Below are 15,001 nucleotides of genomic sequence, written 5' to 3' on the forward strand. Positions count from 1 at the left end.
TGATGTCTATGTTTTGCTCGTTTTTTATCTGTTCAACCCCCTCTAACCGATAATTCCGGATTTGCACATGTCCCAAGACCTTTCTCATCCACGCCGCCTGCTGCCCCGCTTTGCGGTGTCAGGTCTTGCGGCTCTTGGCCTGCTGACCACCCTTGGTGGCTGCGGGGATGAGGAAAACGCCTCCATTGCCTTTGCCCCCTCCTGCCCGCTCACACATATTCCGCCGGAAGCTGCGGATTACTATCTGTATGACGGCAAGACCGCGACCTTCCCGCATCTGATCACGCGGGCGAGCATCCTGAAATTACAGGGGGATTGTCTGGGCGCCGGGCCGAAGGATCTGAAAACCCGAATCGCTTTGCGTTTTGTAGTCAGCCACGGGCCGGCCGCCGCTGGCAGCACCGTCACGCTGCCCTGGTTTATTGCCGTGCTGCATGGGGACAGAATTGTGAACAAGCATGTGTTCAAACACACGTTCCAGTTCCCGGCCAACCTCTCCAGCATTACCAGCGACAGCAAGGTCGTGACGGTCGATCTGCCCATTCCGCCCAAGAACATAGACTCGGATTACCGGTTTGAAGTGGGCTTCCAGCTCACCAAAGAGCAGCTGGACTATAACGAAAAGCATCTGAAAAAAGTTGACTATCAGGCTTACTAAAGCCTGAAACGGCAGCCATCCTGTCTAACACGTGCGCCGGTGTGGATGGCTGCCAGCCTGCCCTGTTACCCCTCAAAGGGTAGACCGCAGAGCAGGTTAGCTGACAGGCGTTGCCGGGAAGCGCGCAGCCTCAACGGCAGCTTTCTGGCGAGCAGCCAAAGCGGCTTCATCAAAGTCCTGCACGATCTCATGAAAGAGTTCGTACCAGTTCATCTTAACCTTCAGACGCATGAAGACTGAGCCCAGCCCCACGGCGGAACGGTCCACGAGCACAAACTCCCGCGGCAGGCGCACGCCGCCTGTGCGTTGCAGGCCTTCATGCACTTTGGACAGGATTTCACGCCCCAGAGCGGGATTGTTGCCTTCCTGAATATACCGCACGCGGTTATCCATCAGCGGTTCATACAGGAACCCGGCCCACTCGTTCAGGACGTCGATCTTTTCCGGGGTCAGGTCCGTAAAGCCCCACGCGGCATAGGCTTGCGTAGCCAGTTCCTTATCCTTGGTCTGCAAGGCCCGGTAGAGGTCGATATTCCCCTTGATGAAGGACGGATTGAAAATCCGGATCGCCCCGAAGTCCAGCAGGTTCAGCCCGTAATCATCCCGCACGGTGAAATTCCCCATATGGGGGTCTCCATGCACCACGCCATACTGATACAGCGGCACATACCAGGCGCGGAACAACGTGCGGGCAATCTTCTGCTTCTGCTCTTCCGTCAGGCCTGCCTGAATAACGGCGTTCAGGCCACGCCCGTTGACCCATTCCATGGTCAGCAGGCGGCGCGTGCAGAGTTCATCAATCGGAGCGGGCACCGTCACTTCCGGACAGTCAGCCAAAGCGGTCCGATACAGCCGCATGTTGGCGGCCTCACGCAGATAATCGAGCTCTTCGCGCAGGCGCTCCGCAAGCTCTTCCACCACATCATCCTGACGGATGGCGTTATCCAGCCGGTGGTAAACCCCAATGGCCATACGGAACTGGCGCAAATCGGCTTCCACCGCCGCATTCATATCCGGATATTGCAGCTTGCACGCAACCTGTCGGCCATCGGCCAGCACGGCTTTATGCACCTGCCCAAGGCTGGCGGCCGCTGCGGCTTCCCGCCCGAAGGAGCGGAAATTCCGTTCCCAGCCAGCCCCCAGTTCCGCCGTCATGCGGCGGCGCACAAAGTTCCAGCCCATAGGCGGGGCATTGGCCTGCAACTGGGCCAGCTCTTCCGCATATTCCTCCGGCAGCGCGCCGGGGATGGTGGAGAGGAGCTGAGCCGCCTTCATCAGCGGCCCTTTCAGACCACCGAGAATGGATTTCAGATCTTCCGCATGCGAGGCGCCGCCTGAGCGAATCCCCATTTTGTGCCCGGCAAGGCGGGCGGCAATACCACCCACGGTGCCGGTTGTCTGGACCATGCGGCGCAGCTCACCAAAAACGCCGCTATTGTCCAAGTCCCGTTCAGCCATGTTACGCCTGCTCCAGCTGATCGATAAAGCCGGAGATCACATCCAGCCCCTTGCGCCAGAAGCCCGGGTCGGACGCATCCAGCCCGAACGGTGCCAGCAGTTCCTTGTGGCGTTTGGTGCCACCGGCTTCCAGCATGGCAATATATTTATCCTGGAAACCCGACGCGCCCTCACTGAACACGCCATACAGCGCATTCACCAGACAATCGCCAAACGCGTAGGCGTAAACATAGAACGGCGAGTGAATGAAGTGCGGGATATACGCCCAGAAGACGTCGTACTCAGGCGTAAAATTGAAGATCGGCCCGAGGCTTTCCGTCTGCACCTGCAACCAGATTTCGCCAATCCGCTCCGGCAGGAGCTCACCGGATTTACGTTCATCATGCACGCGGGTTTCAAACTCGTAGAACGCAATCTGGCGCACCACAGTGTTGAGCATATCTTCCACTTTGCCGGCCAGCAGGGTGCGCTTGCGGGCCGGGTCCGTTTCCGCATCCAGCAAGGACTGGAAGGTGAGCATTTCCCCAAACACGCTCGCCGTTTCCGCAAGCGTCAGCGGGGTATTGGACTGGAAGTAGCCCTGCTTTGCCGCCAGAACCTGATGCACGCCATGGCCCAGTTCATGCGCCAGCGTCATCACGTCGCGCGTGCGGCCATGATAGTTCAGCAGGATAAACGGATGCGCAGACGGCACGGTGGGGTGTGCAAACGCGCCCGGAGACTTGCCGGGAGCAGGCGGCACATCAATCCACGGATGCGTCAGGAAGGTATTGATCACCTTACCCATACGCGGGTCAAAGCCATCATAGGCTTTCTGCACAATCTGCTTAGCTTCCTCCCACGGGATTTTGCGGTCTTCACAGCCGGGCAGCGGGGCGTTGCGGTCCCAGTGCTCCAGCTTATCCAGCCCCATCCATTTCGCTTTGAGGGCGTAATAGCGATGCGCAAGGCGCGGATAATCTTCCCGCACGGCGGAGACCAGCGCATCCACCACTTCGTCCTCAACCATGTTGGACAGGTTGCGGGAGGATGTGGGGCGGGCGTAATGGCGCAGTCCGTCAGAAATCGCTTTATCCTTGGCCAACGTGTTGGTGATGAGGGCGAACAGCCGCACATTCTCACCAAACACCTTACCAACGGCTTTCCCGGCCTTCTCACGCACAGAGCGATCCGAATCGGACAGGCGGTTCAGCGCATCGCCAACCGGCATTTCCTTGCCATCCAGCGTGACGCGCAGGGCGGCAATCGTCTCATCAAACAGACGGCACCAGGATTGCGCACCCGTTACAGATTTTTCCAGCAGAACCTTCTCGACCTCATCAGAAAGCTGATGCGGGCGGAACAGGCGGGTATCATCCAGGAACGGCTTCCAGTGCGCCAGAGCCGGGTCCTGCATTTTCTGCGCCAGATCGGCATCATCCAGCCGGTTGAGTTCCAGCGTAAAGAACAGGAGATGCGTGGAAATATCGGTCAGCTTTTCGCTAATAGACTGGCTGAAACGGCTGATTTCCGGATCGGACGAATTCGCGGCAAACAGCAGCGAGGCATAGGACCCGGCCTTGCCCAGTATCTCCTCAATCGCCTCACAGGTGCGGATGGCTTCCGCCACCTCAGCCCCGGACAGACCTGCCAGCTTGCCCTGATAACGGGCGGCAAACTCTTTGGCCTGCTGTTCAGCCTGAGCCAGATCCTGCTTGATCGCCGGATCTTCCATACTGTTATAGAGAGCCGAAAGGTCCCAGCGCGGAAGGGTGGAAGCCTCCTGCCCCGGCGCGGCACTGGTTGCGGCCACAGCCCCCGCTTCCGCAGCAAAGGCCGGAAGCTGAGACGAACGGTGAGAATGCGCTGTATGTTTCATAAGCGGCATCCTATCGCGCAATTTAGCATGAGGCGAGTACATGTGAACGCAATCGGGGTTCACATACGGCGCAGGTCAGGCAGCGCACTCAGCACGGCCCGAAAGACCTCCCTGCCTTATACGCTCATAAGGCAGAAACAGATCTTTCGGGACCATCCTCTTTGTCAGGCAAAAGCCTGATCAGGCAGATTTGGCCAGCTCTTTTTCCGGCAGGCTGAAGCCGATGATACGGGCGTAGTCTTTCGGCACAATCTGCCAGAAGCGCGGCAGAACATCGTTCCATTTATGCAGCAGATTTGTTGCATAAGGGGAACCGGTTTCTTCCACATGCCGCTCAACCAGACGCCGCAGTTCCTCCGCCCAGCGCTCATCCGTCACCCGTGTCCAGAACAGGGACTCCGGATTAACGCGCTTTTCAAAGGTGTTGGTATCATCCAGCACAAACGCCATGCCACCGGTAAAGCCTGCACCAAAATTGTCGCCAATTTCGCCCAGCACAACCACGGTGCCGCCGGTCATATATTCACACGCGTTGGACCCGCAGCCTTCCACCACGGCCACAGCGCCGGAGTTACGCACCGCAAAGCGTTCACCCGCCTGCCCTGAGGCATAGAGTTCGCCCGCCGTCGCGCCATACAGCACCGTGTTGCCGATAATGGCGTTCTGGTTGCTGACAAGCCGGGAAGACGGAGAAGGCCGCACGGTGATGGTCGCGCCGGACAGACCCTTACCAACATAATCGTTGGCATCCCCCAGCACTTCCAGCTTCAGCCCCTGCACGGCAAACGCCCCCAGAGACTGCCCGGCAGACCCGCGCAGACGCACCGTGAGGTGGCCCGGCGCCAGCGTCGTCATGCCAAACTTCCGCACAATGAGAGAAGACATGCGGGTGCCAATGGCACGCTGCGTGTTCTGCACATTGTAGTGCAGCTGCATTTTCTCACCGTGGTCGAACAGCGGTTTCGCATCGCTGATCATCTGCGCATCCAGCGTATCCGGAACCTCGTTCCGGCCTTCCAGCGTGCAATAGCGCGCAAACGGGCCGGGATCTGCCTGTGACAGCAGGGAGTTGAGGTCCAGATCATCCAGATAATCCGCGCCGCGAGACACCTGACGCAGCAGATCAGTCCGGCCGATCACTTCGTTCAGGCTGCGGAAGCCCAGAGACGCCAGAATATTACGCACATCTTCAGCAATGAAGGAGAACAGGTTGATGACTTTCTCCGGCGTGCCTTCAAACTTCTTGCGCATCGCCTCATCCTGCGAGCACACGCCCACCGGACAGGTGTTGGAGTGGCACTGGCGCACCATGATGCAGCCCATGGCCACAAGGCTGGCCGTGCCAATGCCGAACTCTTCCGCACCCAGCATGGCGGCGATCACCACGTCACGCCCGGTCTTGATGCCACCATCCGTGCGCAGCTTTACGCGATGCCGCAGACGGTTGAGCATCAGCACCTGATGCGCTTCCGCCAGACCCAGTTCCCACGGCAGACCGGCATATTTCACGGAGGTCAGCGGGCTGGCCCCAGTGCCACCGGAATGGCCGGAAATCAGAATCGCATCGGCTTTTGCCTTCGCCACACCCGCCGCGATGGTGCCAATGCCGGAACGCGCCACCAGTTTGACGGTTACCGTGGCATCCGGGTTGATCTGCTTCAGGTCATAAATCAGCTGAGCCAGATCTTCGATCGAGTAAATATCATGATGCGGCGGCGGAGAAATAAGAGTCACACCCGGCGTGGCATGACGCAACTTGGCAATCAGCCCCGTGACCTTAAAGCCCGGCAGCTGCCCGCCTTCACCCGGCTTGGCACCCTGTGCGACCTTGATTTCCAGCTCACGGCAATCATTCAGATACTGTGCCGTAACACCAAAGCGGCCAGACGCCACCTGCTTGATGGCGGAAGAGGCATTATCGCCATTCGGGCGCGGTTTTGCACGTTCCGGATCTTCCCCGCCCTCACCGGAATCAGATTTCGCACCAATCCGGTTCATGGCGATGGAGAGCGTCTCATGCGCTTCTGGGCTGAGGGCCCCCAGAGAAATAGCTGGTGAGATCAGGCGTTTCCGCAACTGCGTAATGCTTTCCACTTCCTCTACCGGAATGGGCGTGCGTCCTTCCCTAAAGTCCAGCAGATCCCGCAGCGCCACCGGCGGCTGTGCCCGCACAGCGTCCGCATAACGCTTGTAAATAGTGAAGCTGTCACTCGCCACAGCGGTCTGGAGCATGTGGATCAGCGTACCATCAAACGCATGCTGCTCGCCCTTGCGGCGCAGTTTGTAAAAACCACCGACAGGGAGGGCAAGAGACGCAGAATCCCATGCTTCCTGATGGAAGGTCAGCACATTGCGGGCAATACCGGGCAGACCAATACCGGAAATACGGGACGGCATACCGGGGAAGAATTCCGCCGTCAGCGCGCGGGAGAGCCCCACCGCCTCAAAGTTACAACCACCACGGTAAGACGCCACGATCGAAATGCCCATTTTGGACATGATCTTGAGCAGGCCTTTATCCACGGCCTTCCGGTAACGCTCCATGCACTCACGCAGGGAAAGCTTACCAAACAGCCCGCGACGATGGCGGTCCGCAATACATTCCTGCGCCAGATACGGGTTAACCGTAGTCGCCCCGACCCCGATGGTCACTGCAATCGAATGCACATCCAGCGTGGTGGACGCCCGCACGTTCAGAGACGTGAAGGTGCGCAGGGAATTGCGGACAAGATGCGTATGGACTGCCGCTGTCGCCAGAATCATCGGGATATACGCCCGGTCCGGAGACTGGTTTTCATCCGTCAGGAACACATGCGTGCAACCACCACGCACACTTTCCTCTGCCTCACGCCGGATGCGGGCAATGGCTTCACGCAGACCAGCCTCGCCTTCCTTTGCGGGGAAGGAGCAGTCAATCAGGCAGCCGGAGGTGCCGCAGAAATTACGCAGCGCTTCATATTCACCCGATGTCAGAACCGGGCTGGGCAGTTGCAGCATTTCGCACTGCTCTGCGGACTGATCCAGAATATTCCCAAGATTTCCCAGACGTGTCGCAAGACTCATCACGCGGGATTCCCGCAGGGAATCAATTGGCGGGTTGGTCACCTGACTGAAGCCCTGCCGGAAATAATGTGACAGACCACGGAAACGCGGAGACAGCACCGCCAGAGGCGTATCATCACCCATGGAGCCAATGGCTTCTGTCCCGTTTTCCACCATCGGGTGCAGGATGGCTTCCAGCTCTTCCAGCGTGGTGCCCACAGCCAGCTGACGGCGACGCAGTTCATCACCCTGATAGAGAACCGGCTCTTTTACATCTGAGCGGACAATACAGCCAATTTTCTGAATACCACCGACCCATGAGGAGAAGTCCTGACGGGAGGCCAGCAGATCCAGCAGTTCTTCATTGCCGTAAAGACGTGCTTCCTGCAGATCGACACCGATCACATCGCCCGGGCCAAGCCGCCCGCGTTTGGCAACATTGCTTTCAGGCACACGTACCATGCCGGTTTCAGACCCGACAATCAGAAGATTATCGTCTGTTACCGTATAGCGCAGCGGGCGCAGGCCGGAGCGATCCAGACCGGCAATCACCCAGCGGCCATCCGTGGCGCACAGGGCTGCCGGGCCGTCCCACGGTTCCATCACCGCATTGCAATAAGCAAACATGTCGCGGTGAGACTGCTTCATCAGAGAATTCCCGCCCACGCTGGCAGGAATCATCAGCGCCTTGGCCGCAGGCGCATCACGCCCGGCAAAGGTCAGCAGTTCAAACACGTTGTCCAGCGTCGCTGTATCGGACCCACCCGCCTGCACCAGCGGTTTGATGTCCTTCATCCACGGGTCCAGATCCGGATGAGACAGCCGCGTTTCGTGGCTTTTCATCCAGTTGATGTTGCCTGAAATGGTGTTGATTTCACCATTATGGGCCAGACGACGGAACGGCTGCGCCAGCTTCCATGTGGGGAAGGTGTTGGTGGAATAACGCTGATGATAAATGGCAAAGCGGCTGACAAAGCGCTCATCCAGCAGATCCGGATAGAACTCGGTCAGATGCTCAGCCAGGAACATGCCTTTATAGATGATCGAACGGCAGGACAGAGAGCAGATATACAGATCCACCTGTGCTGCAATCGCCGCTTTTTCAATCCGCCGACGGATAACATACAGATCCCGCTCAAACGCCTCTTCTGCCGTGCCCGGCAGGTTGCGGATCATGATCTGTTCAATTTCCGGTCGTGTCGCGTTGGCTTTTTCACCAATACAGGCCGTATCAATCGGCACCTGACGCCAGCCGTAAATGCCGTAGCCGAAGGCCAGAATTTCCGTCTCGATAATCTGGCGGCACTGTTCCTGCGCGACCAGATCCGTCTTGGGCAGAAACACCTGCCCGACGGCGATGATCGCACCCTCTACCGGCTGGTCACCCGTGCTGGTGATTGCATCCGCAAAGAAATTCTGCGGGATTTCCACATGGATACCGGCACCGTCACCGGTTTTTCCATCAGCATCCACCGCACCGCGATGCCAGATGGCTTTCAGGGCTGCAATACCGGCTTCCACCACGTCACGACGCTGCTTGCCGTCCAGCGCTGCAACCAGACCAACGCCACAGGAATCCCGTTCATCAGCCGGGTCATACAGGCCGTCCAGAGCGGCAACATTGTTGTCCCACGCTTCAAAAAACTCTTTGGCGCTTTCACCATGCGTGGTGTCAGGATGCTTCTGCATACCCATTATCCCTGCTCCGCTACGGCCTGCGCCGTTGCGTGTGTTTCAATCCATTGATGAATGCGTTCCGCCGCATCCCGACCATCGCGAATAGCCCACACCACCAGACTGGCCCCGCGCACAATATCGCCTGCGGCAAACACACCCGGCAGAGTGGTCATGAAGCTATCATGCCCCACCTTGAGCGTGCCCCAGCGGGAAACAGCAAGGTCCGGCTGACCCCACAGCTGCGGCAGCGGTTCCGGGTCAAACCCCAGAGCGGCAATCACCAGATCCGCGTCCAGCGTGAAGGAACTTCCTTCCAGCGGTTCGACCGACTGGCGGCCCGTGGCATCCGGGAGACCCAGCTTCATGCGGGTGGCGCGTACGCCCGTCACATGGTCATCACCCAGAAACGCTTCCGGCGCGGACAGCCAGACAAATTCAACGCCTTCTTCTTCCGCGTTTTTCACTTCCCGCGCGGACCCCGGCATGTTGGCCTTGTCACGCCGATACAGACATTTAACGGATTTGGCCCCCTGACGAATGGCCGTGCGCACACAGTCCATGGCGGTATCGCCACCGCCCAGCACCACGACATTCTTGCCTTTAGCATCCAGCGCCTGCGCATCGTCCGGCAGTGTATCGCCCAGAGAACGACGGTTAGAGGCGGTCAGATAATCCAGAGCGCGTTCAATGCCTGCCAGTCCGGCACCGGGGCCACCAATCTCACGGGATTTGTAAACACCGGTGGCGATCAGAACGGCCTGATGGCGGCTGCGCAGTTCTGCAAAGGACAGATCACCCTCGCCGCTACCAACGCCCTGCCCCAGATGAAACGTCACGCCGCTTTCTTCCAGCAGAGCATGACGGCGCGCGACGATCTCTTTTTCCAGCTTAAAACCAGGGATACCGTAAACCATCAGGCCGCCCACGCGGTCATACCGGTCATACACATGCACCTGATAGCCTGAGGCCCGCAGGCGCTCAGCGGCAGCCAGCCCCGCAGGACCAGCGCCGACAATCCCGACGGATTCCGTCCGTTCCCGCACAGGGCGTGTGGGTTTGACCCAGTTATTCTCAAAGGCCGTATCGGTAATATACCGCTCGACCGCACCAATGGTAACGCTCTCAAATCCCGGCTCAATGACACAGTTGCCTTCACACAGACGGTCCTGCGGGCAGATGCGGCCACAAATTTCCGGGAATGTGTTGGTCGCGGAAGAGACCTCATAGGCTTCTTCCAGCCGCCCTTCCGCCGTCAGCATCAGCCAGTCGGGGATATTGTTTCCCAACGGGCAATGCACGGAACAGAACGGCACGCCACACTGAGAACACCGACTGGCCTGCTCACCTGCAGCAGCGGGAGAGAACTCCTCATAAATCTCCGCAAAATCCGCCCGTCGCGCCTGCGCTGTGCGCTTATCAGGCTGCTTTTGAGCGACAGAGACAAATTTCAGCATGGGTGTGGTCATAAGGCGTTCCCCGGAGACGGGGCGCGCGTCAGACAGACCTCGCCCCAAACAAGCAGGACTGAGGTAGCGCCTTACGCGCCATCCTGAAAAGACAGCATTACTGTCCTTTCTTTATTTTTCCTGTTTTTGAAAGAGATTTATCCTCAAAAACCATTTTATATAGGTTTCATATCGGACCTTTTTATCTCTAACCCCTTATTCTACAAGGCGAACCCCTGAACGGCCGCCACCCGCCCGATAACGGGTCAGATAAAACGGCACGATGGCCTCTATGCTCTGCGGAGTCAGCCCGAGCTTTTCAAAACCCGACTGACCGGGCGGCACAACATTGTCCCGAGAGAGCATCAGCAACTGGTCACGCGTCAGGATATGTCCCGGCAAACGCTCGAAAATCGCTGCCTGAATGCGCGCCAGAGCCGGCGGCACCACGTAAAGCGCACGAGAGCGCTGCGTAGTCCGCAAAACCCACTGATAAATCTGCTTCATGGTCAGGATATCCGGTCCGCCAAGTTCCCACACCTGCCCTGCCAGCGAGGGATCTTCCGCCAGTCGCGCCACAACCTGCGCCACATCCCCTACATACACAGGCTGAAGGCGCGCATTGGCACCATAAACAGGCAGAACCGGCAAATACCGCGCCAGCGTGGCAAACATATTAAAGAATTGATCCTCCGGCCCGAAGATAACGGACGGCCTGACAATGGAAGCCTGCGGCACAGCGGCCCGGACAGCATCTTCCCCCGCGGCCCGACTCCGCCCGTAAGCAGACGGTGCTGAATGAGACGCTCCCAAAGCGGACATCTGCACAAACGCTGGCACGCCAGCCTGTGCGGACAGACGCGCTACCCGACCTGCCCCCTCAACATTCACGGCCTCAAGCCCCTGCCCGGATGCATCTCCCAGCACCGCGGCCAGATTGATCACAACAGACGCGCCCTCGACCACACAGGATACTGAGGCATCATCCAGCACCGAGGCATAGAAAGGCGCAATTTGCCCCAGCCTTCCCAAAACTCGCAGGGATGCGGCTTTATCCGGCCTGCGGCAGGCAATACGTACGGTGTATCCGGCTTCAGCCAGACGCTGGACAACATACCGCCCCACAAAGCCACCACCGCCAAACACTGTCGCAATCTTCTGCTCACTCATGGTGTTCTTTCCACTCCTGTCTGCTCTGGCCTGCCTTCTGGGATAGCCTGCGCATAGTCTACGCTTCTTTTTGGAACGCCCGGTGAGCACAAATGGTTCAGCATCCTCCCAGTTCACCCGCCTCGCCCCAAGAACACAGGCAACACACCATGAAAAACTGCTGTTTTTTAGGGAATTTGGAGAGGCGGCTGGACGCCAAATAACAAAAAGAAACAAATCCTGAGAAAAATGCATTTTTTCCGTTGACGGGGGTACGGGGTCGAGCTAAATACCCCTTCACCAGCCGGGGTGACCCGGTTGTCATCTGAGCCCAGATGGCGGAATTGGTAGACGCGCAGGTTTCAGGTATCTGTGGCCGCAAGGTCGTGGAAGTTCGAGTCTTCTTCTGGGCACCAAAAAAAACCGCAGTTCGCTGCGGTTTTTTTGTATCTACTACTCTTCATCCCCTTATGCTTTTTACATGAAGGGGGGGGATGAGAGTGAATCTCCCCCATTGTTCCCATTCTCAGCATGCAAATCCGCCCGAGACGCTGCGTAGTTTTTCAGCTTGTGCTTATGCCGCTCGCTTCTGAACCATTCTCTTAGCCACATCACCTGCTTCGTGATGCGCGGGCTGTAAGAGGCGCACACCTGATTGCCACCCCCTACCGCCTTTTGCCGAAAGCTCTCTGCACTTATCCCCAGAATCTGAGGATGCCTGCGGGGGTAAGCCTGTGGATAACGGGTACATCTTTCCGGGATTATGTCAGAATTTCTAACACCCTGATATTCCATGACTTTCGATAACCTGAGATTGAAAGCTTCCAGAATCAAAAAAAGAAGCCCGGCTCCCCCTGCATCAGCAGAAAGAACCGGGCTTCTTTGAAAGAACATGATTATCAGAAATTATCTGGGCTTTTTGAGCTGCCGGAACAGCATAATCAGAAAACCCGCCACAGCCGCACTCACAGCAACAATGATGCGGGCCACCGGTTTCTGACGAGCTTTGAAATCTTCAGACAGTTTTTCCATGGAAGTATCCTCCTTACCTAAGATACAAACGTTTGGCAGGAGACCCTGTTCCCGCACTGGCACCGCCACAAGCCAATCAATCTTGTCTTTTCTCGTATACCCGATGGCCATACGCAGCAATCATTGACCAACAGGCACCGTAAGCTTCCTTGCGCAGACCGATCCTGACTTCCACAAGCCCTTATTGCCCGACAAAGCCTGCTACCTATTGAGGGCATATTTGCGGCGAGTCAGAAGGCTACATCAGTAACTTTATCAATCAACCAAACAAATCATTCTGACGCTTTTTCCAGGACAGGAAGGCGGCGAGGCCTGATCCCAGCACCACAGTGCTCAGGCTGCCTAAGATCAGGCCACACTCAAAGCTCGTCACTGCACCGCCAGCACGGAAAGTGCTGTTGCCTCCTGCTCGTCTGTAACGCTTGGCAGGCTGATACCCAGAACCCCCTCAAACGCATCAATCACGGTCCGAAGTGCGTTAAAGGTGATGATCGCTGTATTGATCACGCTGTTGGTCACAGTCTGCTGAGCTGCGACCAACCCGGCACGGATTGCCACGGCAACATTATTGAGGTCCACCAGCAACGTATCAATGCGCGTTTTGGCATTCGTGCTGTCGTAGCTGACTGTCAGGCTACCATTCGTCTCGCTCGCCAACGCAGAGAGTGCGGTAGACAAAGCGCCTTCCGCAGCCTCAATAACGGCCACAGCCGGAGCCCCCATAGCAGTGGATACGGCCGTGATGCTGAGAATAGTTGTGACAGCATTGATACCTGCCTGCGCGTAGGCCTTAACTTTGGTCGTATTCAGCGTAAGCGTGGTCGTTTTTCCACTTGTCGTAACCGTGCAAGCAGTGAGCGTCCCGGCCGCAGCCACGAGGGTGGCGGAGCACAGGAAAGTGCGACGAGACTGGATCATGATTGTTTGTCCTGCACAGTGGATGAGGCTTGCGCAGCCAAACTCTGAGATGTATCGACCCGCGCCCCGATGTGATTGACGGCCCAGCCGATGTTTAGGCCTATGGCGGAAACGACCTGATAGGGGATCGTCCATTTGCTGCCGGCTTGCGGGGGCTGGATTGCTGCGGTCACACCGCCACAAATGATGATCACCCCGGAGATGACCGAACTCCACGGTTCCGGGATTGCTGAAAACAAAAGGGGCACCACCGTAGTGATGCCCCCAATCTTGGCCGCATTAACCGCAAAAGCGTTTTTCGTGGAGTCTGTCACGTCCCACCTCCCCTCAGGCCAACACGATAAAATGCGTGATGACCAATAGTGCATTTATAAAAGCGACCTTGCGCCCAATAGGGCCTCTGGCCGCGCCAGTCGTAATAGTGGTCAGCTCCACCAGTCAGGTCAGACAGGCGGCCGTTCACAAGACAAGCAGCTAGCCCCTGAGCCTCGCGAAACTGCATGTCTGAGTCAGAAACTGTCAGAAGCTTTTCACGGTTGGGATCGCTGGCATCCCAACAGGAAAACTGGGCATGTGCCTGACACACTCCGGCAATATCATGCCCCCACCAGCCTGGATGTTTCGCCCGGTTACCGATGACATTCAGGACCGCCTGCATGCCCCGTGTTCCCTCCCCTCTGGCCTCACCCCAAGCCGTGCGGGAAGCTGCCTGCACGGAGTCAGTAATTGGTAGTGTGCTTGTCATGATTTTTCCCAACTTCGGGGAGCCAGTGCATAAACAGAATCTTGCTGTTGAGGCTGCGGCGCAGGAACTGGAATATGGTGGCGGTGCAGAAAACCAACCTTTCCAAACAGGTAGTTATCCCAGGTTTGGCTGGAAAGGACCGTGCCACCCGCTGCCGCAGCAATGGTGCAAATAATCCCGACAATGACTGATCGTGTCCGCCAGCGGCGCAGGTTTTCTTCAGCAAGCCGGTTCTGGTTTTCCTGAGCGCCGGTGAGTTTTGCGAGCTGTGTTACCAGATCAAAAACTCTTACTTCCAGACGGCTTATTCCCGCTGTTGTCGCCACAGTGCGGGCATTCTCTTCTGCCCTCATAGTGGCAAGATCTTTGCTGATGCCGTCCAGCTTTCCGTCAGTCGCGTCCTGTCGCCGCTCAACGGCAGCGAGACGAATTTCATGACCACCAACAATTTCGCGCAGGTCACCATCAGCTGCAACGATTATGCCGCTCTGTTCTTCAGTCATAGATTTTCCGGATACAAAAAACCGCCCACACGGCGGCATGTTTTATGCGTATGGGCGGTTAATTTGTTAGCCGCTATAACCCCACTGCGCGTCGATCCATGCAATGCGCGTTGCCGCGTATCGCATGCAAATCACTCCGAAGCGGCGCAGAGAACGCCGACATTATTGATTGTATTGGGGTAATAGGTGGTGCCGTCTGTCAGGATCACGCCCGTGGCGGCATTAACTGACAGACCGGCAGGCAGCGTGGCCGAACCAGCCATATAGACGCCCCCGTTAAGAGTGACGTCTGCAGGCAGCGTGCCAACCGTATCGGCCATTAGTACCGCGCCGCTCTGGTCGATAAAATACGTTCCTGTCGGCAACTGGTCCGCAGTTGCCAGCAAGCCCGACGAAGTGTTGCCACTTGTAGATTGTGCGTCTTGCATTGTTTTGTCCGGAAAAAAGAAAAGCCACCCCAAAGGGTGGCTTTGTAAAACCGGGTTCAAAGAGGAATGCTCTTTAGCCCCGATGTTA

12 protein-coding genes and 1 tRNA gene are annotated in these 15,001 nt (G+C 57.4%); 2 read left to right on the forward strand and 11 right to left on the reverse strand.

Going from position 1 to position 15,001, the window contains the following annotated elements; all coding sequences use genetic code 11:
* Positions 1-67: 67 nt before the first annotated feature.
* On the forward strand, positions 68-658 hold the full coding sequence (locus AD928_RS12765) for a hypothetical protein (RefSeq protein WP_062250949.1): 591 nt from the start codon (positions 68-70) through the stop codon (positions 656-658).
* A 96-nt stretch (positions 659-754) separates the two neighbouring features.
* Here the strand turns inward: AD928_RS12765 and AD928_RS12770 are convergent, their stop codons facing one another.
* From AD928_RS12770 to AD928_RS12790, 5 genes are all read right to left on the reverse strand, one after another.
* A complete protein-coding gene (locus AD928_RS12770) occupies positions 755-2,116 on the reverse strand; it encodes an ABC1 kinase family protein (protein ID WP_062250950.1) in 1,362 nt (453 codons plus the stop codon).
* 1 nt (position 2,117) lies between these two features.
* Positions 2,118-3,983, reverse strand: coding sequence for a M3 family oligoendopeptidase (locus tag AD928_RS12775; protein WP_082779891.1), 1,866 nt, complete (start codon positions 3,981-3,983; stop codon positions 2,118-2,120).
* Positions 3,984-4,154: 171 nt separating this feature from the next.
* Positions 4,155-8,711 (reverse strand): glutamate synthase large subunit, encoded by a 4,557-nt coding sequence (gltB, locus tag AD928_RS12780; RefSeq protein WP_062250951.1) that lies wholly within the window; start codon positions 8,709-8,711, stop codon positions 4,155-4,157.
* Positions 8,711-10,159: an NAD(P)-dependent oxidoreductase gene (locus tag AD928_RS12785; protein WP_062250981.1), complete on the reverse strand. Its 1,449-nt coding sequence runs from the start codon at positions 10,157-10,159 to the stop codon at positions 8,711-8,713. The genes gltB and AD928_RS12785 overlap by 1 nt, the downstream gene beginning before the upstream one ends.
* 195 nt (positions 10,160-10,354) lie before the next feature.
* Entirely contained in the window at positions 10,355-11,308 is a 954-nt protein-coding gene (locus AD928_RS12790; protein WP_062250952.1) for a complex I NDUFA9 subunit family protein, read from the reverse strand.
* Between the two features lie 308 nt (positions 11,309-11,616).
* Between AD928_RS12790 and AD928_RS12795 the strand changes: the two genes are divergently transcribed.
* Positions 11,617-11,703: transfer RNA gene (locus AD928_RS12795), tRNA-Leu, on the forward strand.
* 490 nt (positions 11,704-12,193) lie between these two features.
* On the opposite strand, the gene AD928_RS15300 is transcribed toward AD928_RS12795, so the two are convergent.
* From AD928_RS15300 to AD928_RS14840, 6 genes are all read right to left on the reverse strand, one after another.
* Positions 12,194-12,319: a hypothetical protein gene (locus tag AD928_RS15300; protein ID WP_264821347.1), complete on the reverse strand. Its 126-nt coding sequence runs from the start codon at positions 12,317-12,319 to the stop codon at positions 12,194-12,196.
* Between the two features lie 369 nt (positions 12,320-12,688).
* Complete coding sequence (locus AD928_RS12805) at positions 12,689-13,237, reverse strand: hypothetical protein (RefSeq protein ID WP_062250954.1); 549 nt, start codon at positions 13,235-13,237, stop codon at positions 12,689-12,691.
* The gene (locus AD928_RS12810) at positions 13,234-13,551 is read right to left on the reverse strand and encodes a hypothetical protein (protein ID WP_062250955.1); all 318 of its coding nucleotides are present in this window, start codon (positions 13,549-13,551) and stop codon (positions 13,234-13,236) included. The genes AD928_RS12805 and AD928_RS12810 overlap by 4 nt, the downstream gene beginning before the upstream one ends.
* Complete coding sequence (locus AD928_RS12815) at positions 13,548-13,982, reverse strand: cell wall hydrolase (RefSeq protein ID WP_062250956.1); 435 nt, start codon at positions 13,980-13,982, stop codon at positions 13,548-13,550. Before AD928_RS12815 ends, AD928_RS12810 begins: the two co-directional genes overlap by 4 nt.
* Positions 13,979-14,485, reverse strand: coding sequence for a hypothetical protein (locus tag AD928_RS12820; protein ID WP_062250957.1), 507 nt, complete (start codon positions 14,483-14,485; stop codon positions 13,979-13,981). The genes AD928_RS12815 and AD928_RS12820 overlap by 4 nt, the downstream gene beginning before the upstream one ends.
* Positions 14,486-14,616: 131 nt before the next feature.
* Positions 14,617-14,913, reverse strand: a complete 297-nt coding sequence (locus AD928_RS14840) for a hypothetical protein (protein WP_156470200.1) — start codon at positions 14,911-14,913, stop codon at positions 14,617-14,619.
* Positions 14,914-15,001 lie beyond the last annotated feature (88 nt).

Source organism: Acetobacter cerevisiae (assembly GCF_001580535.1).
Classification (GTDB): Bacteria; Pseudomonadota; Alphaproteobacteria; order Acetobacterales; family Acetobacteraceae; genus Acetobacter; species Acetobacter cerevisiae.

Excerpts from the sequence above, each read along its gene's own strand:
- AD928_RS12775 (WP_082779891.1), bottom strand. The coding sequence starts at position 3,983 with ATGCCGCTTATGAAACATACAGCGCATTCTCACCGTTCGTCTCAGCTT.
- AD928_RS15300 (WP_264821347.1), bottom strand. The coding sequence starts at position 12,319 with ATGGAAAAACTGTCTGAAGATTTCAAAGCTCGTCAGAAACCGGTGGCC.
- AD928_RS12770 (WP_062250950.1), bottom strand. The coding sequence starts at position 2,116 with ATGGCTGAACGGGACTTGGACAATAGCGGCGTTTTTGGTGAGCTGCGC.
- AD928_RS12815 (WP_062250956.1), bottom strand. The coding sequence starts at position 13,982 with ATGACAAGCACACTACCAATTACTGACTCCGTGCAGGCAGCTTCCCGC.
- AD928_RS12785 (WP_062250981.1), bottom strand. The coding sequence starts at position 10,159 with ATGACCACACCCATGCTGAAATTTGTCTCTGTCGCTCAAAAGCAGCCT.
- AD928_RS12765 (WP_062250949.1), top strand. The coding sequence starts at position 68 with ATGTCCCAAGACCTTTCTCATCCACGCCGCCTGCTGCCCCGCTTTGCG.
- AD928_RS12790 (WP_062250952.1), bottom strand. The coding sequence starts at position 11,308 with ATGAGTGAGCAGAAGATTGCGACAGTGTTTGGCGGTGGTGGCTTTGTG.
- AD928_RS12820 (WP_062250957.1), bottom strand. The coding sequence starts at position 14,485 with ATGACTGAAGAACAGAGCGGCATAATCGTTGCAGCTGATGGTGACCTG.
- gltB (WP_062250951.1), bottom strand. The coding sequence starts at position 8,711 with ATGGGTATGCAGAAGCATCCTGACACCACGCATGGTGAAAGCGCCAAA.
- AD928_RS14840 (WP_156470200.1), bottom strand. The coding sequence starts at position 14,913 with ATGCAAGACGCACAATCTACAAGTGGCAACACTTCGTCGGGCTTGCTG.
- AD928_RS12805 (WP_062250954.1), bottom strand. The coding sequence starts at position 13,237 with ATGATCCAGTCTCGTCGCACTTTCCTGTGCTCCGCCACCCTCGTGGCT.